Here is a 21,630-nt window from a genome sequence, read left to right as displayed (position 1 = left end):
AAATGACGGCTTCTTATCCAACATTGGAGCTTTTTATGTGCTTGTGGCGGCAACATTGTTTTGCTTCAAATAATTTGAGATGAATGCAATTAGTTACATCGATTTTTGGATAAATAGATTTCTTGCATAAAGCATTTTTTTAGCTCGCACAAAGGCGTAAATAAACGCTTAATCGTCTATTCAGCCTTTTTCAGTTAAGTGGAGCGCGACCGAGCAAATGCCTAAAGTTCAACTCAATTGCCCGATAACGAGGACAATTGCTGAAAAACCGGGAAGTATATAACTCTGACTTTGCTACCAGACGGAGAAATTTACGGATGCTGATTTCGCTCCGCTTAAACTGTGACTCAGGCACAGTGAGCCGTTCGTTTTCCATCACATACGTATTTCCTAAACCTGTCTATATATAAGCCTGATAATAACCTCAAGTTCTTCTGCTGAATAACCAGGTACTCCTCCAGTTGAGTGATTGTCTTCAAACAGGCTGACACCTAAATGTGAACTTTGCCCAAAAGTCATTTTCTGAAAATCTCCTGGCTAAACATAGAGTTCTTTCGGAACGTCTAAAGGAGGTTATTAAAAACCTACATAGAATAGAAAATTACATATAAAAAGTAAGGAAATCACTCATGAAATGGTAAAGAAATCGGAAAGAAGCAACGAAAACTAGAAATTGTTACTTTTTGCAATATTTTCTCAATGGGAGTCCACAGATAGTTTTAAACATAAGTTGTATGGTTAAAAAAAAATTATGCGAATTCTCTTAGTTGAAGATGATGTACGCCTTGCCGAGACTTTAGCAGAAGCCCTTACAGACCAGCGTTATATGGTTGATGTGGTGACAGATGGTGAGGCTGGATGGAATCAAGCCAAAATGCTGGATTATGATTTGCTGCTGCTTGATGTGATGTTACCAGAGCTAGATGGAATTAGTTTATGCCATCGACTGCGATCGCACAGCTACAGTATGCCTGTTCTCATGCTTACTGCGCGTGATACCGTTAGCGATAAAATTACCGGACTCGATGCGGGAGCTGATGATTATGTCGTTAAACCAGTGGATTTGCAAGAACTATTTGCCCGAATTCGCGCCTTGCTTCGTCGGGGTAACGTTTCATCGCCACCGATTTTGGAATGGGGCAATCTGCACCTCAACCCCAGCACTTATGAAGTGAGTTATGGGAAAAATATGCTACATTTAACCCCAAAAGAGTACGGCATATTAGAGTTATTGCTACGAAATGGTCGTCGTGTCCTTAGTCGCAGCGTAATTATTGAACATATTTGGTCGCTAGAGTCACCTCCAGAAGAACATGCTGTGAAAGTTCATCTCAGAAGCCTGCGTCAGAAGCTCAAAGCAGCCGGAGCTTTTGAAGATTTTATTGAAACAGTTCATGGTATTGGCTATCGTCTTAAACAACTCGAATAAAATGTTGTATTATATAGACCACTTGAGAAGATTTCAGCTATTAGCAAAAACTCTGCTTTGTTTGCTTTGACTCTGAGTTTAAAAATATTATTTTTTTCAACGCAGAGTAGCACAGAGGCTCGCAGAGGTTTCAGTTTTTTTCGCTACGAATTTGTGAAATACTCTATTTAAGGTACTTAAGGGTCAGATTTAAGATATTCTTGTAATTCTTGGGTACGCAATTTTGTGATATTTTCTAGACACCCAGCATAAATACTAGGGGCAATACTCCCTCCCTCATATTTACTTCTTTCAAACTCACAATTGGTATCTCGAAACTTTAACCATGCAAGTTGTGCAGTAATCAATTTCTGTTTCCTAGATTTTTCTAAGGTAGGTAGCAATTGTTGATAAGCTCGGTTCAGTCTTTTATCTGCATTCTGATAAGATAACTTCGCGCATTCATTAATTGCTGCTTGAGTTTGAGGATTATTGCAGTTAAATTTTTGAACTAGGCGAATCTGGGTTAAATCAGGCGTTGTGCCTGCCATTGTCATTGAAGGGGTATCTAAACTGCTAAGAGTTAGCATACTTGCCAAAACTAGTAATAATTGACGCATGACAAAAATTTTATTGTTTAGGCAAGTATAGACAAAAGATACCAAAATGTGCAGCATTGATATGTTTCAACGCCGAAGACTTATAAACTTGTTACAAAAGATAAACCAGCCGTCAGAAGGAAGGCAAAATTTCACAAGAATGCTAGAAAGAATTTGGTATTTTAGTGATCTAAAGTTTAGCTTTTATATTTTATGAATCGTTCCGCCTGTCTTATTTTTAATCCAGTTGCGGGTCAGGGAGACCCAGATATAGAACTGGCAGAAATTCGAGCAATATTAGAGCCAGATATTGATCTAGATATTCATCTCACAACTCAAGAAATTGATGCAGATCAACTAGCTTATGCAGCCGTAGAGCGAGGGGTAGATACAATCATTGCTTCGGGGGGAGATGGGACTCTCTCAGCAGCGGCGGCGGCTTTAGTGGGTACTGATATTTCATTTGGCATCATTTCCAGAGGAACAGCAAACGCTTTTGCTACAGCTTTGGGAATTCCTGACACGATCGCAGGTGCGTGTGAAACAATTTTGCAGGGAGGAACCCGTCATGTAGACGTAGCCTATTGCAACGATCGCCCAATGGTACTCTTGGCAGGTATTGGCTTTGAAGCTGAAACTGTAGAATTGGCAGACCGAGATGCCAAAAATCGCTTTGGAATGATGGCCTACGTTTTCGCTGGAATTCAGCAACTGAGAAACTTACATAAATTTGATGTTGAAATTGAAACAGAAGACAGAATAATTAAAACTAGTGCCTGTGCAGTCACAGTCGCAAATGCCGCGCCTCCCACTTCAGTCTTAGCTCAGGGGCCAGCAGGTTTGGTTTATGATGATGGCTTACTAGATTTAACGATTGTAGCTCCAGCCAACAAAGCAGGAGCGATCGCTGCTACATTCCATCTATTCCAAACGGCTTCTACAGGTAACGCCGTAGAACGGGATGATATTGGCTTTCTGCGAGCCAAACAATTTAAAATTACAACTGAGCCACCACAAAAGGTTGTTTTAGATGGTGAAATAGTCGGCACAACACCAGTAGAAATTAAGTGTATACCAGGTGGATTGAAGATTTTTGTGCCATTAGTAGAAGAAGTTGAGCCTACCGAAAAACTAGAAGGACTCCCTAATTTGACTATTGAGATGAAAGATAGGGTAGAAGAGTAAGGGAATTGGGAATGGGGAATGGGGAATGGGGAATGGGGAATGGGAAAGAGGACTTGGGGACAAGGAGAACTGGGGACAAGGGGAAAGACTTGTTGTAAGTTCTAAACTTTTGTCCCCTTGTCCCCCCCTGCTTCCCCTGCCTCCCCTGCTCCCCTGCCCCCCTGCCCCCTGCAATTCAAGATTCAGGAGTATGTTGCATTGAAACTTGTATCAGATCCAGCGATCGCTAACAAAATTCGTAAAATGAATCAGCGAGTCAGATGGCAAGATCCGTTAATTGTGGAACGGAACATCGACCAAACTCGCATGGTGTTGGAGGATGGTCAAGAAGATAATCCTGAGTTTTCATTTTTAGTTGTGGGTGATAGTGGTTCTGGTAAGCATCGGGGACACAATCCCCAACGACAGATAGCTGAACTGATGTTGCCTCATCACGATGAATCCCGTTTTATGCTGCATACCGGGGATGTAATTTACTTAGTGGGTTCGAGTGAATACTACCAGCAAAACTTCATCGAGCCTTACCGAGAGTTTATCTTGGGCGGAGAGCATCCGAAGCGGATTGCTTATGATCAGATGATTTTTAAGCTGCCCATTTTACCAGTACCGGGAAATCACGATTATTATAACTTGCCCATTTTATTGAGCTTGGCCTCTCTCACAACATTACCCATCCGTCGCCTGTTGCGATCGCGCTTAGACCTAGATGTGGGTTTGCATGGCTCAGGAACCGGTGAAGCCTACGCACACGCATTTATAGACTATCTGAAGGCGTTGCAACTTTCCGGAGAGTTAAGCAGCCATTTAGATCAGCACTACACAGGTAAGACAGATACAGGTCTTTGTCTTAAGTATGAACCTGGGCATTTTACCCGGCTTCCCAATCGTTATTACACTTTTCGCTATGGCGGGATTGATTTCTTCGCCTTGGATTCTAATACATTTAACGATCCACCACCTCTACCTAAAACAAAACAAGGTGATGCCGATCGCAAAATCTTAGAAAAGCGCCGTGAAGATTTAGAACAAGAAAAGCAGTACATTATTGAAACCTCGGCCAAGCTTCGTCCTGAAAACCCCATTGAAGCCGATCAATTAGACGATTACCACGCCAAGCTGTCACAAATTGAAGAAATTATTGTTGATATCGAGAAACAACTAGCTGCTAATAAAACAATTCAGACTGATATTGAACAACTAGACTGGCTCAAAAAGAGATTAATTGAATCTTGGAATAATTCAGAAGTTCGGGGAAGAGTGATTTATTTCCATCATCCTCCTTATGTAACTGAGGCGACAAAGTGGGAACAAGCACAAACTTTAATCATTCGCGATCGCTTTCGTGGTGTGCTGGATGCAGTAGCGAAAGAAATAGGTTCTCTAAATCAGGGTCGTCCTTTGGTTGATTTGGTATTAAACGGTCACGCCCACTGTTTAGAACATCTTGAGACAATGGATACAGGACACGCTGATTCTGGTATCCACTGGCTTGTTTGTGGTGGTAGCGGGTTTAGTTTGCGCCGCCAAAGGATTGAGGGAGCAGATTTAATGGAGGAGAATAAATTAGTGGCGCGATCGCATCTCTTCATTGGTCGCAACGGTCAAGGTTCTCAGAAGCGACGACCTTATTCAGGTTTACGCATTGACGTTAAAGGCGATGGGCAGCCTAAGTTTATTGTCCGTCCTTTGGTTGCCGAATGGCATCAGCGACAATGGCATAATCGTGAACTTGAGCCACTGATCATCTAAAGATGGAAAAGAGGGGGAAAGGTCAAGGGGGAAAGGGGAAAGGGAACCCCATATTTAAAAACAGGTGTTTCAAGACATGGACGCTGCTAAGTTATCGCACTACCCCGCATTTCTCACAAGTGAGAAATGAGCGTGAGTGTGGGGGGTGTGGGGAGTGTGGGGAGAAAGAGGAGGAATTGAATAACTGCATATCAATGAACGCTGCATTGCCTCCCACACCTCCCACACTCCCCACACAATACGTGAGAAATCCGGGACTATGTGTCTCAAAAATCTTCTTTTTTGTTCTCCATATTTCAAAATAGGGGCATACCTTCTGGGGAAAAGTTTTTTCTTTTTCCCTTGCCCCTTACCCTTTCCCCTTTTCCCCTTCTTGGTAAAATATCCTTGAGCGATCGCCATTCAACTTTCACATCACGTTATCATCGGATATTGTGGAATTTCCGTGCGTAACTCGATAGCATCTATGACCGCCTCTCACTCTGAAACTCCATCTACCAAACCCGACGCAAGTACTTTTATTTCTGACCATCAACAGGTGGATCGCAGTAAGCTAAGTCAAATGTACCTGCACTACGTCGAGACGAAGGATAAATATCCTCACGCGGTATTGTTGTATCGGGTAGGAGATTTCTTTGAATGCTATTTCCAAGATGCTGTAAAACTAGCACAAGAATTGGAATTAGTTCTCACTAGCAAACAAGCTGGCGAACAGGGACGGGTGGCGATGTCTGGTGTTCCGCATCACGCTTGGGAACGTTACGCGACGCTGCTAGTAGAAAAAGGTTATGCAGTTGTAATTTGCGACCAAGTGGAAGATGCTTCGGAAGCTGCTGGTAGATTGGTGCGGCGGGAAGTAACACGCATTCTTACCCCAGGCACTTTGCTGGAAGAAGGAATGCTGAAATCCAGTCGCAATAATTACCTTGCAGCAGTAGTAATTGCCGCAAATCATTGGGGTTTAGCTTATGCAGACATCTCCACAGGGGAATTTCTGACAACTCAAGGTAGTGATTTAGAACATTTGACCCAGGAATTAATGCGCTTGCAACCTTCAGAGGTGCTAGTTCCAACAAATGCGCCTGATTTGGGTAGCTTGCTACGTCCGGGAGAAACTTCACCTCATCTACCAGAGTGTTTGCCACCATCATTTTGCTATAGTTTGCGATCGCAAGTTCCATTTTCTCAAGGCGAAGCTAGACCTAGATTATTGCAGAAATTTAAAGTGCGATCGCTTGAAGGACTCGGTTGCGATCATCTTCCCCTCGCTGTTCGTGCGGCTGGTGGTCTTTTAGAATACTTGGAAGATACCCAAAAAGAAAACCCAGTTCCCCTGCAAAGACTCCGCACCTACACTGTCACCGACTACTTAATTGTTGATAGTCAAACCCGCCGTAACCTAGAAATTACCCAAACCGTCCGGGATGGAACTTTTCATGGTTCCCTACTCTGGTCATTGGATAGAACTAGTACAGCGATGGGTGGGCGGGCTTTACGGCGGTGGTTATTGCAACCACTACTCGATATTAAAGGCATTCGGGCACGTCTTGATACCATCCAAGAATTGATGGAAAATACACCTCTGCGTCAAGATTTGCGGCAGTTGTTACGCCAAATTTATGACCTAGAACGCCTTACAGGAAGGGCTGGTTCTGGTACAGCCAATGCTAGAGATTTAGTAGCTTTGGCAGATTCTCTCTCACGTTTACCAGAATTATCTCATTTAGTTACTGAAGCGCATTCTCCATTCCTCAAAGCTTTGCAGAAAGTCCCAAGTGTGTTAGAAGAATTAGCACAAAAGTTACACGCGCACCTTGTGGAGTCGCCACCCATACTAATCAAAGAAGGCGGATTAATTCGCCCTAGTGTAAATCCTCTTTTGGATGAAAGAAAAGCGACTGTAGAAGCAGACCAGCAATGGATTGCCAACTTAGAAGTTGAGGAGAGGGCTAAGACGGGAATTTCGACATTGAAGGTAGGATTTAATAAAACTTTTGGTTATTACATTAGTATTTCCCGCACCAAAGCTGACCAAGTACCTGCTAATTACATCCGCAAGCAAACCCTGACCAATGAGGAACGTTACATCACCCCAGATTTGAAAGAACGAGAAGCCCGGATTCTCTCGGCGCGGGATGATTTAAATCAGTTGGAATATGAGATTTTTACGGCGTTGCGCGAAGAGGTAGCACAAGAGGCGGAAGTAATTCGCAATCTATCTCGTGCAGTGGCGGCGGCGGATGTATTGTGTGGTTTAGCTGAGTTGGCAGTGCATCAAGGTTATTGTCGTCCAGAAATGTTGTCAGGAAGGGAAATAAACATTGTTGATGGTCGTCATCCGGTGGTGGAACAGTCTTTACCTGCGGGTTTCTTTGTGCCGAATTCAACTCAATTAGGTCAAGAGTCATTAGTCATTAGTCATCTGTCATTAGCAGATAATCAAGAACAAATAACAAATGACCAAGGACAAATGACAAATGACAATCCCGATTTGATTATCCTCACCGGGCCAAATGCTAGTGGTAAAAGTTGTTATTTGCGTCAGGTGGGATTGATTCAGTTAATGGCGCAGATTGGTAGTTTTGTACCAGCTAGGTTTGCCAAATTAGGAATATGCGATCGCATTTTCACTCGTGTAGGTGCAGTAGACGATCTTGCAACTGGTCAATCTACTTTTATGGTGGAAATGAATGAAACGGCGAATATTCTCAACCATGCCACATCTAGGTCGCTGGTATTATTAGATGAAATTGGCCGTGGAACAGCAACATTTGATGGTCTTTCCATCGCTTGGGCCGTGGCGGAATATATTGCAGTGGATATTCGGGCGCGAACGATTTTTGCGACTCATTACCATGAATTGAATGAACTAGCTAGCATTGTGCCGAATGTGGCTAATTATCAAGTGACGGTGAAAGAATTACCCGACCAAATTATCTTTTTACACCAAGTCCAACCGGGAGGTGCTGATAAGTCTTACGGTATTGAGGCGGGAAGATTGGCGGGTTTACCAGCAGTGGTGATTCAACGAGCCAAACAAGTGATGGGGCAAATTGAGAAACATAGTAAGATTGCGATGGGGCTGCAAAATCTGGATTGATATCTTAACTGACTGGATTTACTTAACTTGGTAAGAAGAGTTGCCAACTAGTTGAAATCTTGTTGACCTTTATGCTTAAAATTGCACAAGAGGTTTTTTTAGCATCTACTAAAAGCTAAAGTTGACCCTTTGCAGGACTCCCATAAGCAATGCTGACTGAAATTTTGCCTTTTTCCTTTGAGTTAGACACGATCGCGATCGCCGGAGCGAGTTTGTGGTCATTGGCGCTATATCTAGGTTTTTCCCCTGTCAATCAATGGGTAATCGAACAACTCAACCGTTGGTTTAACTTTGCCGAGCGATCGCTTTATACTAGCCAAACAGAGTTTGAAAAGACTCGCAAAGGCAGAGAAGCCCAAAATGCTTTCTACGCCTCATTATTTAGCATCACGCCTTTTCTGGTAGTTGGTGCTTTATGTAACTGGGGTCTGGAAATTAGTTTAGGTGAGAGTTGGGGAATTAGTACAGGAATATTAGCTTGTATGGGTGCCGGCATTTATGAACTTGGGCGCAGGGATGGAGAATCTTCCGATTAAGCAGAGAGATGAACAGAAAAAACTGACTGCAACTTCTCCTCCTACTTCTCAATTTCCTCGCAAATAATCTGCGCTATCTTCAGGGCTGCACCGCTTTCGCCACGAATATTACGGAGTTTAGCGCGGATATCATCCAATTTTTCTGGATGGGCTAATAAGTCTACAACCATTTCCCCAATTTCTGCTGGTTGAATTCTACCCATAAGTTCTGGTACTATCTCTTCCTGTGCCCAGATATTTGGCCATGCTAATAAACCTTTGCGTCTCACGAATCTTAGGAATAACCAATTGATTACGTTAGCAAAAAGTGTACCTACCCCTGGCAGATTTGCTAACAACCCAGGTAAACCATCCCAAGCACGCATGGCATCAAGTTGCTGGGTTGGCAGCAAAACAATCATTGGCACTGCTAAAGCACCGAGTTCGGCAGTGTTTGCTCCCACTGTAGTCAAGCAGATGCAGCACTGGGATAATAAGTGATATGCGGGGTTTTCTTGCCACAGTTCCACAGTTACGCCCGTTGCTGTTTTGAGCAATGCTTTGCCTCTATCGTCCTCTGGGACAATTAAGGAAGCACCACCAAAACCAAAGATTTCAGCAATAGAGTTCCTTTGAGGATCGGCAAAACTAGCTAAAGTTTGTAAATCCAAAGTTGGGGCTACAGGAACTACAAATTTAGTTTGCGGTCTTTTCGCGTGAACATATTCGGCAATACTTAAAATTAATGGTACTCCTTGGGCTAATTTTGCTGCTTTTGATCCAGGGAGTAGACCAATCAATTCAGTCTTTTTCCCTACGCTGTGGGAAGTCGCTGAAGGGTCTATGTCATTAGTCATCTGTCCTTTGTCGTTGGACGAATGACTACTAGCTTCTACCATCAAATCACCCACAACGGTAAATTTGTGAGCATATTTTTCAGGAACGCGGGCTGCAACTTCAGGTTTCATCACGCCAAAACGATCAATCCAGTTATGCCACCTGGCTGACCATTCGGCGTAAACTACTGTGCGATATCCGAGCTTTTTACCTATAACTACAGGGAAAATTTGATCGCCACCGAGAAAAACAACTACACCGCGACTTCTCCAGTCCCAATTGTCAATAGTTTTACCCCAAAGCAAAAATTGCCAAAAATGCTCTGCGGCCTGTACTCTATCTACTTCTGGGTAAGAAAGTGCGATCGCAGCTTCTTTACCACTAGCATTTGAGCAAGGTGATAAGATTACACTGATCCTCACTTGATTTCGGTCATCGCCGAATTTTTGCCGCAATGCCCTTACTACTGGGCGCACCCAGGTTGTTACCTCACCAGGGCCATTTGATAGGATGAGAATATCTACTTGAGTCATTAGTTAATGGTCAAAAGTTAGAGATCATTACTCAAGAGGCAAATATTAATTAATTCGTTCCTAAGTTATCAGCGATAGTATCATTTGTAACTAGAATTTAATACCTGTATCCAAAGTACAGTAAAAATAGAGCGTAGGCGTAGCTCATTGTAAATACTACCTGGCCCTTGTGATATCCAAACTCAAAATTTGAGGTTAAAAGGCTCAACCTTCACCCTCAGAGGCTCAAATGAAGATTACTAACCATAAGCCGCTGCTTTGAAATCTTTCTATGTAAATAGGATTTCCACCCCCAAGGGAGGAGATTTCCCAATGTAGACGAAGTAGAATCTAAAATAAAGTTGACAAACTGTTTATGCAATGGGCTAATTTTCTAGCCAAAGAAGCTGCTACCCATAGCTTATCCCTACAGCAAACAGCAGCTTTTGTAGAGTGTTTTCAGACTGAACACTTAGGTAAAAGTGAAGCGAAACTTGCTAGCGAATTAAACGTTGATATTGCTGTTTTCAAAAAGTTGCTAGATGAAGTATATAACAAGTTTGTCCAAAACTATCCTGAGTTAACAATTTCCAACAGTCGGGACAAACTACAAAAGTTACAATCTTACCTGACAGCAAAATATAATAGCGAATTGAATATCCTTAAACCATTAGCGGCGATGAAATTATTAAAAACGCTAGTGGATCGGGAAAGACTGCAAAAAGAACCTTGGATTGCGAGAAGAATTTGTAAATTTTTAGGATATTTACCTTTAGCGCTAGAGTTAGTAGGGCAATATCTGGATAAGATGCCAGATTTGTCTCTGGAAACACTACTGAAGCGGCTAGAGAAAAAGCGAGTGGAACATGAAAACGTGGTCAATGATAACTCATTGATGCCTGATAAAGACGGTGTAGCTGAAGCTTTTGAGTTGAGTTGGGAACAGTTGGATGAAAATGCAAAAAGCTTTGGCTGTTTGCTAAGTTTGTGTGCCTTAGCTGACATTCCATTATCTATTGGGACGGTAGAAGATGACAAAAAACAAGAACTTTGGGAGAAAGCTATAGCCGACTTACTGGAATTACATTTACTACAACAAAAAAATCAAGGAATTTATCATCTAAATCCAACGATTCGGCAACTTTTCCAAATGAAGTTGGAGGAATCAGGTGAGGCGAATGAAGCAAAAACTAAATTTGCAGCGATGATGTTAGAGGTAGCAAAGCTAATTCCGCAACAGCTTACCCCTGAAGATATTGTCAATTTCACTCCACATATCCCGCACATAACAGAAGTTGCAACCCACTTATCCCAGTATGTGAGCGATGAAAATCTCATTACTCTATTTACCAAATTAGCCTGGTTTTATCAAGGTCAAGGACTTTATCAGCAAGCAGAACCTTGGTTGCAGCAGTGTGTAGAACTAACTAAAAATCGTCTTGGTTTAGAACATCCCGATGTCGCCACTAGCCTGAACAATTTAGCGCAACTTTACGATTTTACAGGACGTTACAGCGAAGCTGAACCACTTTATCAGCAAGCTTTAGAGCTGAGAAAACGCCTGTTGGGAGAGGAACATACCGATGTTGCCACTACCTTGAGCTATTTGGCATTACTCTATGAATCTACAGGACGCTACAAAGAAGCCGAACCTTTGTATCAGCAAGCTTTAAAACTGTGGAAACGCCTAGTGGGAGAAGAACATCCCCATGTTGCCACTACCCTGAACAATTTAGCAGCATTGTACTGTTACACAGGACACTATAGCAAAGCCGAACCTTTGCTGAAGAAAGCTTTAGAAATGAGAAAACGCCTGCTAGGAGACAACCATCTTGATGTCGCCACTAGCCTGAATAATTTAGCGCAACTCTACGAATCGACAAGACGCTACAGTAAAGCCGAACCTTTGTATAAGCAAGCTTTAGAACTGAGTAAACGCGTACTGGGAGAGGAACATCCCGATGTTGCCATTAGCCTGAACAATATCGCATCACTCTACCGTCAGACAAGACGCTACAAGAAAGCCAAACCCTTATTTGAGCAAGCTTTGAAAATTTGCGAACGGACTTTAGGTGTAGGTCATCCTACTACTATGACGATTCGGGCAAATTATGCCAGCTTTTTAAGAGAAGCATATCGCTAGCGATTGCCTCCGGCACGCTACGCGAACGCTGCGCCTAATTCGTAATTCGTAATTCGTAAATAAAATATCCCCCTCTCCACCAGCGAAGAAGAGGGGTTAGATTTTACTTACATCCTAAAGACTGGCGAGTATCTACACCAGTTTTAGAATTTACCCCACTTGCTTTAACACAAAGCTTTTTCACTTGCGTCCCATCTAAAATTGCATTCGTAAAATCAGCGCCTGTGACATTTACATCATCAAAAATAGAACGCAGCATCATTGCATCGGTCAACACCGCATCACTTAAATCAGCATTCTTAAACCTTGTGAGATAAGCTATGCCTTCACTAAAATCAGCACCATGCAGATTTGCTCCCTCCAATAGGGTACCGTTGAACACGCCACCACGTAAGTCAGCATTGCTAAAATTAGCATTCTCTAATTTGAGATTGGTAAACTCAGTACCAACTAAACTTTGACCAGAGTAATCCTTACCCTTGAGTTCATCATTACCCACAGAACGGGTAATACTAGAAGAACTTGCAGCTTGTGCCGATAGGGGAAACAAAAAAAGAACCATAGCTAAGACAAAGCTAGCTAACAGTCGCCAATATTTCATAATCTCTTCTTAATAAATCTCAACACTTTTACTATTAACTATTAAACCTTACAGAAGGGAATAGGGTGCAGGTTACAGGGTACAGATTATTTCCTATCACCTGTCCCCTGTCACCTGTCACCTCTTCCCTGTTCCCTGTCACCTCTTCCCTAATCTCTCGTAGGATGATAGATGTTGAGGTGCGATCGCAAAATTACCTGTGGCTAATCAAGAAGACAACACCCAATCTCTGGCGCGAACCCCTTTATATCAAGTGGGTGTAGAACTCAAAGCCCGCTTTACCAGCTTTGGTGGCTGGAAAATGCCCGTACAATTTAGTGGCATTAGCCGCGAACATGAGGCTGTAAGAAATACAGCCGGAATGTTCGATATTTCCCACATGGGTAAATTTACCCTCCAAGGTAAAAATCTCATTTCCCAACTCCAGTCTCTAGTGCCTTCAGACTTGAGCCGATTGCAACCCGGTCAAGCACAATACACCGTATTGTTAAACCACCAAGCGGGAATTATTGACGACATCATTGTTTATTACCAAGGTGAAGACACCACTGGTATACAAAAGGCATTTATCATCGTCAATGCAGCAACCTCTGGTAAAGATAAAGCATGGATTTTGCAACATCTTGACCTGGATAAAGTGCAATTCCAAGACCTTTCACCAGATAAAGTCTTAATTGCCGTGCAAGGGCCAAAAGCGATTAAATATCTCCAACCTTTAGTGCAAGAAGACTTACAACCAATCAAAGCCTTCGGACATTTAGAAGCAACCCTACTAGGCAAACCTGCCTTCCTGGCCCGCACAGGTTACACCGGAGAAGATGGCTTTGAGGTGATGGTAGACCCAGATGTGGGAGTAGAATTGTGGCGAAGTCTCCATAAAAGTGGTGTTATCCCCTGTGGACTTGGTGCAAGAGACACTCTGCGCCTAGAAGCAGCGATGGCACTTTACGGACAAGATATTGATGACACCACCACACCCTTAGAAGCAGGTTTGGGGTGGCTAGTCCACTTAGATACCAAAGGTGATTTTATTGGAAGAGAAGTTTTAGCAGAGCAAAAATCCAAGGGAGTGAAGCGTCGATTGGTGGGTTTACAAACCCAAGGACGCAATATTGCCCGTCATGGCTACCAAGTGTTATCCACAGGTAAAGTTGTGGGAGAAGTTTCTAGTGGCACTCTATCGCCTACACTGGGTTATCCCATTGCTTTAGCTTACGTTCCTACCCAATTAGCAACCGTTGGTCAGCAGCTAGAAGTCGAAATTCGCGGCAAAGCTTACCCAGCAGTTGTAGTTAAACGTCCTTTTTATCGGTCAAAAAATCGTGCTGCTAACTAACAAGCGCCAAGGTTTTTGAGGAATAATGTGTTGTGAGTTACTCAATCTACAGTAAGGTTCATTACCATATATGGCTTGGATGACTGTTGGGGCAATAATTTTTTTGATAAGGGAGAGGAAGTGATATGTCTTTTGAATATCCTCAAGATTTCAGATACTTGGATTCTCATGAATACGTGCGAATAGATGGCGAAATTGCCACCATTGGCATTACTGAGTTTGCCGTACATGAATTGGGTGATATCGTCTTTTTGGAACTGCCAGAAATTGGCGACGCTCTTACCAGGGGGGAAAACTTTGGCACAATTGAATCAGTGAAAGCCGTTGAAGAACTGAATTCACCAGTCACAGGCACTGTTATAGAACGTAATGAAGCCTTAATTAATTCTCCTGAAGAAGTTTCAGAAGACCCCTATGGAGAAGGGTGGTTTTTGAAAGTGCGCGTCAATGACCCTGGTGAAGTTGAAGATGCCTTGACAGCAGATGAGTACCGCGCACAAGTAGAAGGGGAGTAGGAGTGCTGTTAGCGGATAGCTAAGGTTTAGCCCGTGCTGAGTGGAAGAGTAAGGGAGTAGGTGAGTGGGGGAGGTAATTAACAATTACTCTTATTCACCTATCCAATATCTTCCGAATCCCCAGTCTCAGCCCCCAGTTTAAGAGTATTTATTGCAAAATATTAAATAGTACCATCTGGAGAGTAATTTGTGGTATTGAACGCCCCTATTCTCAAGTCTAATGAGCAGCAAGTGCTGGACGAAAAAAGTCAAAAGTTAAGTAGTTTTGTGCCAAGACACATTGGTCCTAACTCCGATGACATCCAGCAAATGCTTAAGGTTTTGGGGTTTCCCAGCCTGGATGCCCTAATTGACCAAACAGTTCCACAGGCAATTCGGTTGAAGCAACCCCTAAAGTTACCAGAAGCAGAAAGTGAGTATGCAGCACTAGCATCGTTAAAAAAAGTTGCTGCCAAAAATCAGGTTTTCCGTTCATACATTGGTATGGGATATTACGACACTATTACCCCACCTGTGATTGGACGCAATATCTTGGAAAACCCCGGTTGGTATACTGCCTACACTCCTTATCAGCCAGAAATTGCCCAGGGGCGACTAGAAGCGCTGCTAAATTTTCAAACCTTGATTATCGACCTCACAGGTTTGGAAATTGCCAATGCTTCGTTACTGGATGAAGCCACAGCCGCAGCTGAAGCAATGAGTCTAAGCTATGGTGTCTCCAAAAATCAGGCAAATGCTTATTTCGTCTCTCATGACTGCCATCCCCAAACTATCGACGTGTTGCAAACACGGGCTAAACCATTAGGAATTAAGATCATTGTCGGCGATCATCAAACATTTGATTTTGATCAACCAATTTTTGGGGCTGTTCTTCAATATCCCGCTAGTGATGGCACCATTTACGACTACCGCGCTTTTATAGAAAAAGCCCATGCTAAGGGTGCATTGGTGACGGTAGCAGCAGATCCTTTAAGTTTAACTTTGCTCACCCCTCCTGGGGAATTTGGCGCTGATATTGCTGTCGGTAGCACCCAGCGCTTTGGTATTCCGTTGGGGTTTGGGGGGCCTCATGCGGCATACTTTGCGACGAAGGAAGAGTATAAGCGGCTGGTTCCAGGGCGAATTGTGGGAGTCTCAAAAGATGCTCAAGGTAAGCCTGCATTACGTCTTGCCTTGCAAACCCGCGAACAGCACATCCGCCGCGAGAAAGCTACTAGTAATATCTGTACTGCACAGGTTCTGCTGGCGGTAATGGCAAGTATGTACGCCGTCTATCATGGGCCAGATGGACTTAAGACAATAGCTCAGAGGATACATTCCCTGACTTTGATTTTGGCAGAGTGCTTGCAGCGACTAGGTTACAGCATCAGTTCTAAACCTTTCTTTGATACGCTAAAGGTGGAATTAGGAACCAAACCTCTGCAAGAAATTCTACAAGCTGCTGAAGCTCGTCAAATTAATCTACGTATTTTTGATACATCTACTGTTGGTATTTCACTGGACGAAACTACCACATTGGATGATGTGCGAGATATATGCCAGATTTTTGCGGGGACAGATGAGCTACGGTTTGTTTTGAATGTGCAAGAGATGGAATGGATAACTCAGCAATCAGGTTTAAGCGGTGAACCATTTAGCCGTCACAGCACCTATCTCACTCATCCTGTATTTAACCGCTATCACTCAGAAACGGAGTTGTTGCGCTATCTGCACAAGCTAGAAAGCAAGGACTTGTCGCTAACAACATCGATGATTCCTTTGGGTTCTTGCACAATGAAGTTAAACGCAACTGCTGAGATGATTCCGGTAAGTTGGGAAGAATTTGGCAAGATTCATCCATTTGCCCCTGCGTCGCAAACGCAAGGTTATCAAATCCTATTCCAGCAACTTGAAGCATGGTTAGCTGAAATTACTGGTTTTGCGGGAATTTCTCTGCAACCAAATGCTGGTTCTCAGGGTGAGTATGCCGGACTTTTAGTCATTCGTCAATATCACGAAAATCGGGGTGAAGCACACCGCAACGTTTGTTTGATTCCCACTTCTGCACACGGGACAAACCCAGCGAGTGCGGTGATGTGCGGGATGAAGGTGGTGGCAGTTGCCTGTGACTCACAAGGTAATATTGACGTTGCTGACCTGAAGGCTAAGGCAGAAAAACACAGCAATGAATTAGCTGCCTTAATGGTGACATATCCCTCAACTCATGGTGTATTTGAGGAACCAATTCAGGAAATCTGCGCTGTTGTCCATAGTCACGGTGGACAAGTTTACATGGATGGGGCAAATATGAACGCCCAAGTGGGAATTTGCCGTCCTGGAGATATTGGCGCGGATGTCTGCCATTTAAACTTGCATAAAACCTTCTGTATTCCTCATGGTGGCGGTGGCCCTGGTATGGGGCCCATTGGGGTAGCCTCTCATCTCGTGCCTTTTCTCCCCGGACATCCTGTTGTGAAGACTGGGGACTGGGGACTGGGGAATAGGAAAGAAGAAATTCCCAATCCCCAATCCCTAATCCCCAGTACCCAGCATATTGGTGCTGTGGCGGCTGCGCCTTGGGGTAGTGCGAGTATCTTGGTGATTTCTTGGATGTACATCGCCATGATGGGTGCAGATGGTTTAACCCAAGCTACTAAGGTGGCGATTCTCAACGCTAACTACATCGCTAAGAGACTGGAATCGTACTATCCGGTTTTGTATAAGGGGAAAAATGGTCTAGTTGCCCATGAATGTATTTTAGATTTGCGATCGCTAAAAAAATCAGCTGCGATCGAAATCGATGATGTCGCCAAGCGTCTGATCGATTACGGTTTCCATGCGCCGACTGTCTCCTGGCCTGTTGGGGGTACAATCATGGTAGAACCTACAGAAAGTGAATCTAAACAAGAGTTGGATCGTTTCTGTGATGCGTTGATTGCTATTCGCCAAGAAATTGCCCAAATAGAAGTTGGCAAGGTGGATATCCAAGATAATGTTTTGAAGAACGCACCCCACACTGCCGAAAGTCTGATTACCGGAGAATGGAATCATCCTTATTCTCGCGAACAAGCTGCTTATCCTGCGCCTTGGACTCGTGAGTATAAATTCTGGCCAGCTGTCGGTCGCATTGATGCAGCCTTTGGCGATCGGAATTTTGTTTGTTCTTGTCTGCCAATGGATGCTTATTCGTAGTACCTCAGCGCTAACCGCCTTTCTGTAAACAGAAAGGCGGCTACTATTTGGAGTCTCGCAATAATGGTATGGATTTTGTTTCGTCCCAAGACACTAATTCTCCATGAACATGCAGGTAATATTTATTAAACGAACTACAAAGAAGAGATAAATTAAGTAATTATCCAGGGTGAGCTTACAAAAAATTAGTATAATATTTTATAGCTATTGATATTTTTTACTTAGCTATGGAATTTAGTATATATGGTTCGATACGCATTAAATAAGAACCGTATTTTTGTCGATGCTCAATTGAGCCTCTACGATAAGGATGAAATTTTCACATGTATATTCTGCGATCGCCCACTTTTCTATAAAAAAGCACACCATAAAACACGCAAAGAAACATCATTCTGGGTTTGTGGACATTTTTCTCATAACGTCAATATAGAAGAAGCACAAGAAACAGAAATAGATTGTATCAGCAACAAATTTTTCAGTACTAGAAGCGAAAGTGCAGTACATAAATATGCCAAAAGTAGAGCAGAAAATATACTTAATGCAACTACTCAAACCTACTTTAAACAAGACAAGTTTGAGTCAATTCAAGAATACCAATATCCGGGCAGAAGGACTGATATTGCACTTGTTAATAAAAAGGGAGCAGGTTTTCTAAATTACGAAATACAGACTTCCCCTACAAGTTTTAATTCTATTACAACAAGGGTAGAAAAAGATAAAAGTAACCATGTAGGAGCAACAATTTACGCAATTGGGGAAATCAGCAGAAGAGGATCTGCTGATGAATGGGGTAAAGGTGTTGGTGGTCTGGGTGCAACTCAAGCAGTACTGTTAGCTTCATGTCTAGAAGCTTATGGAATGGCTCAGGATATTCAAAAAGTTGCAACTCATCATGAAATCACACATTTGGAAGATACTAGAACCGGATTCATCTATATAGAGGAAAAAGATATATATGGAGACATTCAATTTAATCAGCACAAGCTTATAGGCAGACATAACGAAATCAGTGATGTAACTACAGACACAACAGCAGAAGTTATATATCAAGCAATACTTGAACATGAAAAACTACTCAAAGACCCTATAATATTTGACATGGGTTTTACTGGCAAGCCTTCTATTTTACATGTGAGCGATACAGTCGAACGATTTGATGGTGATGACGATAATACAAAGAGATATGAAACACCTTTAGTAAAATTAGATTTAGAGTTACTTCAGAAACTCAAGCTACTGTGTCAAACACATCAAGGACATATAGGGGCTGCAATAGAGTTTGATATTAATACCCATAGAGCAAAAGTTGTCTTGCTAGGGCAAAGTGTAGAGCGTTATGAGTGGATAGACTTTAAAAACTTATTTATCTCAGAAGCAGATTTTATATCTACGACAAGCTCATGCAAAAAGACTGAATTAGGAAAAGAAGAAGGTAATACCCCTTGGATAAAGAGAATTAAGACAGAAATAATTCCTTACAATATACTCAACCCAATAAAAGATTGGAGCCAGGAAACTGCAAGTCGAATACAAAGACTTAAAATAGGTGACAGATGCGCCTGGATTGATGCGCCTAATTGGTGGAATCCCAAGGGAGAGGAAATCAATGATATTGCCCAAGATGGAAAAGTGCGTTTTGCCTATGGCGGTAGATATATCCCTAGAGAGGAAGTGATTCTTATTGAATCTGCGGAATAAAGATCAAGCAATTGTCCACTAAATAGTCTAGAAATTGCTCTACTTGCTGATGGGCTGAATTTTTGTCTAAATCCCATTGTTTAAGTGCCAGCAACTATAGCATTTCCAATTCTTCTTTTAAAGATAAAGGCTGATACCCCAATGCAAAAGCTTTAGAACTATCCAAAGAAACATCTGTTGGTCTAGGTGCTGCCATTTTCACATCTTGTTGTCGGCAGGATTTCAGACCAGTGCTAGGAAGTTGAAATACTTCCACTAATATCTGTCCAAAATCATAACGTGAAATCCGCTCTTTGCCACCTAAGTGAATAATGCCGTTAACTTTTTCTAATGCTAATAAAAGTCCTTTGGCGGCGGTTGTTCCACTTACTGGGGTGCGAAATTCATCAATAAATAAACTTAGTTCTTTTTCTGCTTGTAAAGTCTCAATAAATGGCTGAATAAAGCTTTTAGCTGTGGGTGTCGCCGCACCAAACATCAACGGCATTCGACACACTGCGGTCATGGGATACCTTTCTAGCATATCTGCTTCAGCTATAGCTTTCTGCTCACCGTAAAGATTGACAGGACACACGGCATCTATTTCTTGATAGGGAGCATTTAAACCATCAAAAACTAAGTCGGTTGAGGTAAAAGCACAAGGAATAGAATTATCCGCGCAAAGTCCGGCAATATTGCAGGATGCGATGACGTTAATTGCGTGGGATTCTTTGGGGTTTGTTTGACAAAAATTTGGTTGCGAATGTGCAGCAGTATGAATAACTGCTTCTGGTTTGACATCATTAAATATGCGTTTCAATTCCTGAAAATTTGTTAAGTTCGCTTTTAACATTTTCATACCAGGAATCTCTAAAGGATGGGATAAATAAGTGCCATAAATATCCCATTCTGGTTTGGCAAGCTGGCAAAGATGCCATCCTAAAAAACCACTTACCCCGGTGATTAACAATTTTTTCATGTCTAACCGTAAACCGCTCAAGAAAAAATCCTTTCTACAGCAGGCTTATATTCTACACTGAGTTGTAGTGATAAAATACTATTGGATTAATTCTTGAAACTGCTTTTCACTACGCACTTTGCTAAAGTCTGGGTCAGTTTTTGCTAATTTTTTGTATTTATCAGGAACAAGCTTGATTGCTTTGTCTAGGTTCTCAATTGCTAATTCCAGATTGCTTTGTAAAGCATAAGAGCAAGCTTTATTGTAATATGCTTGGTGCAAATCTTGCTTGATGACGATCGCTCTATCATAAGATGCGATCGCGTCTTGGTAGCGATGTAGCTTTGTCAGAGCTATGCCTCGGTTAATTAAGGCTTGATATTTGTTGGGTTGGATAGCAATCGCTTTGTCGTAAGATGCGATCGCGTCTTTGTAGCGCTGCAACGATGTCAAAGCTATGCCACGATTATACCAGGCTTCATATTTGTCGGGTTTGATGGCGATCGCTTTATCGTAAGATGCAAGAGCATCTTTGTAGCGTTGCAACGATGTTAAAGCTATGCCACGGTTAATCCAAGCTTCAGAACTCTCAACTTTGATGGCGATCGCTTTATCGTAGACTTTTATTGCATCTTCATAACGTTGTCCATCTAATAAATTATTACCTTGATGAAAAAAGTCTTCTGCTTTTTGGGTAGCCTTCGCTTCTACGAAAAGCTGGGTTACATTACTTTCTTGGACAACTTGTGTAGTATTTTCTATTGATGAGTTTGCCCCACCATTACAACCAAATGCGAAGAAAGCTATCAAACCAGATGCAACGAAGCAGCGCTGAACAATCATGCTGTACCTACAAAACTTATGAGATGATGTTAAAATTCGTTCTTTTTTTGAGTATTATCAAAATACACTAGTTTTTACGCATTAATTCACTTATCTTTTCAGAAAGAGCTTTGTTAACGACGCATAGATGTTTATTAAAATCAAGCGTAGGCTAGATTATCATATTAAATCTACATAAAGCAATTACTTAGTACCTATTTCATTAAAAAAACAATTATTTGTGTTGTATATATTGGCTAAATGTCGCCTGTTGTAGACATCGCAAGTGTTTGGTAATTTTCTAAGAGTGCAATGGTGTACCACCCGCCATAGGCGATCGTAATAGTTTTCGCTAAACAATGATGTTAGTTGCTTCATTTTTCAAGCATTTATCTAAGCTAATCATCATTCAAATTACGTCTTTGCCTCTTTGTTAGCGATTGAAACTATGCAACTTAAAACCGCATCAGATTAACATCTGTCGTTGGGGGGATGCCAATAA

The 21,630-nt window shown here is 42.3% G+C and carries 16 protein-coding genes; 10 read left to right on the top strand and 6 right to left on the bottom strand.

Annotation, left to right across the window (positions count from 1 at the left end):
* Positions 1-190: 190 nt before the first annotated feature.
* Positions 191-376 (bottom strand): phycobilisome rod-core linker polypeptide, encoded by a 186-nt coding sequence (locus IQ274_RS36560; protein ID WP_228058218.1) that lies wholly within the window; start codon positions 374-376, stop codon positions 191-193.
* Positions 377-751: 375 nt separating this feature from the next.
* On the opposite strand from IQ274_RS36560, the gene IQ274_RS16290 reads away from it, so the two are divergent.
* Positions 752-1,429: a response regulator transcription factor gene (locus IQ274_RS16290; protein ID WP_012410149.1), complete on the top strand. Its 678-nt coding sequence runs from the start codon at positions 752-754 to the stop codon at positions 1,427-1,429.
* A 176-nt stretch (positions 1,430-1,605) separates the two neighbouring features.
* On the opposite strand, the gene IQ274_RS16285 is transcribed toward IQ274_RS16290, so the two are convergent.
* The gene (locus tag IQ274_RS16285; protein ID WP_194142872.1) at positions 1,606-2,028 is read right to left on the bottom strand and encodes a lysozyme inhibitor LprI family protein; all 423 of its coding nucleotides are present in this window, start codon (positions 2,026-2,028) and stop codon (positions 1,606-1,608) included.
* Positions 2,029-2,220: 192 nt separating this feature from the next.
* On the opposite strand from IQ274_RS16285, the gene IQ274_RS16280 reads away from it, so the two are divergent.
* The 4 genes from IQ274_RS16280 (at position 2,221) to IQ274_RS16265 (ending at position 8,577) form a co-directional block, all read left to right on the top strand.
* Positions 2,221-3,192 (top strand): YegS/Rv2252/BmrU family lipid kinase, encoded by a 972-nt coding sequence (locus tag IQ274_RS16280; protein ID WP_194142871.1) that lies wholly within the window; start codon positions 2,221-2,223, stop codon positions 3,190-3,192.
* 198 nt (positions 3,193-3,390) lie between these two features.
* Positions 3,391-4,941, top strand: a complete 1,551-nt coding sequence (locus IQ274_RS16275) for a metallophosphoesterase family protein (RefSeq protein WP_194142870.1) — start codon at positions 3,391-3,393, stop codon at positions 4,939-4,941.
* 466 nt (positions 4,942-5,407) lie between these two features.
* A complete protein-coding gene (mutS, locus tag IQ274_RS16270; protein ID WP_194142905.1) occupies positions 5,408-8,041 on the top strand; it encodes a DNA mismatch repair protein MutS in 2,634 nt (877 codons plus the stop codon).
* A 149-nt stretch (positions 8,042-8,190) separates the two neighbouring features.
* Positions 8,191-8,577, top strand: a complete 387-nt coding sequence (locus tag IQ274_RS16265) for a hypothetical protein (RefSeq protein ID WP_163932268.1) — start codon at positions 8,191-8,193, stop codon at positions 8,575-8,577.
* Positions 8,578-8,618: 41 nt separating this feature from the next.
* Here IQ274_RS16265 and IQ274_RS16260 read toward each other — a convergent pair whose 3' ends face one another.
* Positions 8,619-9,926, bottom strand: coding sequence for a lipid-A-disaccharide synthase (locus IQ274_RS16260; protein ID WP_163932266.1), 1,308 nt, complete (start codon positions 9,924-9,926; stop codon positions 8,619-8,621).
* A 355-nt stretch (positions 9,927-10,281) separates the two neighbouring features.
* Here IQ274_RS16260 and IQ274_RS16255 point away from each other — a divergent pair, with 355 nt between their 5' ends.
* Positions 10,282-12,048: a tetratricopeptide repeat protein gene (locus IQ274_RS16255; protein ID WP_194142869.1), complete on the top strand. Its 1,767-nt coding sequence runs from the start codon at positions 10,282-10,284 to the stop codon at positions 12,046-12,048.
* A gap of 103 nt (positions 12,049-12,151) precedes the next feature.
* Here the strand turns inward: IQ274_RS16255 and IQ274_RS16250 are convergent, their stop codons facing one another.
* The gene (locus IQ274_RS16250) at positions 12,152-12,649 is read right to left on the bottom strand and encodes a pentapeptide repeat-containing protein (protein ID WP_163932260.1); all 498 of its coding nucleotides are present in this window, start codon (positions 12,647-12,649) and stop codon (positions 12,152-12,154) included.
* A gap of 199 nt (positions 12,650-12,848) precedes the next feature.
* Between IQ274_RS16250 and gcvT the strand changes: the two genes are divergently transcribed.
* The 4 genes from gcvT (at position 12,849) to IQ274_RS16230 (ending at position 19,369) form a co-directional block, all read left to right on the top strand.
* Complete coding sequence (gcvT, locus tag IQ274_RS16245; RefSeq protein WP_163932257.1) at positions 12,849-13,985, top strand: glycine cleavage system aminomethyltransferase GcvT; 1,137 nt, start codon at positions 12,849-12,851, stop codon at positions 13,983-13,985.
* Between the two features lie 125 nt (positions 13,986-14,110).
* Positions 14,111-14,500: a glycine cleavage system protein GcvH gene (gene gcvH, locus IQ274_RS16240; protein ID WP_069072677.1), complete on the top strand. Its 390-nt coding sequence runs from the start codon at positions 14,111-14,113 to the stop codon at positions 14,498-14,500.
* A 189-nt stretch (positions 14,501-14,689) separates the two neighbouring features.
* A complete protein-coding gene (gcvP, locus tag IQ274_RS16235) occupies positions 14,690-17,671 on the top strand; it encodes an aminomethyl-transferring glycine dehydrogenase (protein ID WP_194142868.1) in 2,982 nt (993 codons plus the stop codon).
* Positions 17,672-17,914: 243 nt separating this feature from the next.
* Entirely contained in the window at positions 17,915-19,369 is a 1,455-nt protein-coding gene (locus IQ274_RS16230) for a hypothetical protein (RefSeq protein ID WP_194142867.1), read from the top strand.
* A 94-nt stretch (positions 19,370-19,463) separates the two neighbouring features.
* Here IQ274_RS16230 and IQ274_RS16225 read toward each other — a convergent pair whose 3' ends face one another.
* Both IQ274_RS16225 and IQ274_RS16220 read right to left on the bottom strand, forming a co-directional pair.
* Entirely contained in the window at positions 19,464-20,327 is an 864-nt protein-coding gene (locus tag IQ274_RS16225; RefSeq protein WP_194142866.1) for an SDR family oxidoreductase, read from the bottom strand.
* Between the two features lie 78 nt (positions 20,328-20,405).
* Positions 20,406-21,149: a tetratricopeptide repeat protein gene (locus IQ274_RS16220; protein ID WP_163932245.1), complete on the bottom strand. Its 744-nt coding sequence runs from the start codon at positions 21,147-21,149 to the stop codon at positions 20,406-20,408.
* Positions 21,150-21,630 lie beyond the last annotated feature (481 nt).

This window comes from Nostoc sp. LEGE 12447 (assembly GCF_015206985.1).
Taxonomy (GTDB): Bacteria; Cyanobacteriota; Cyanobacteriia; order Cyanobacteriales; family Nostocaceae; genus Nostoc.
This window is presented reverse-complemented; position numbering and strand designations above follow the sequence as displayed.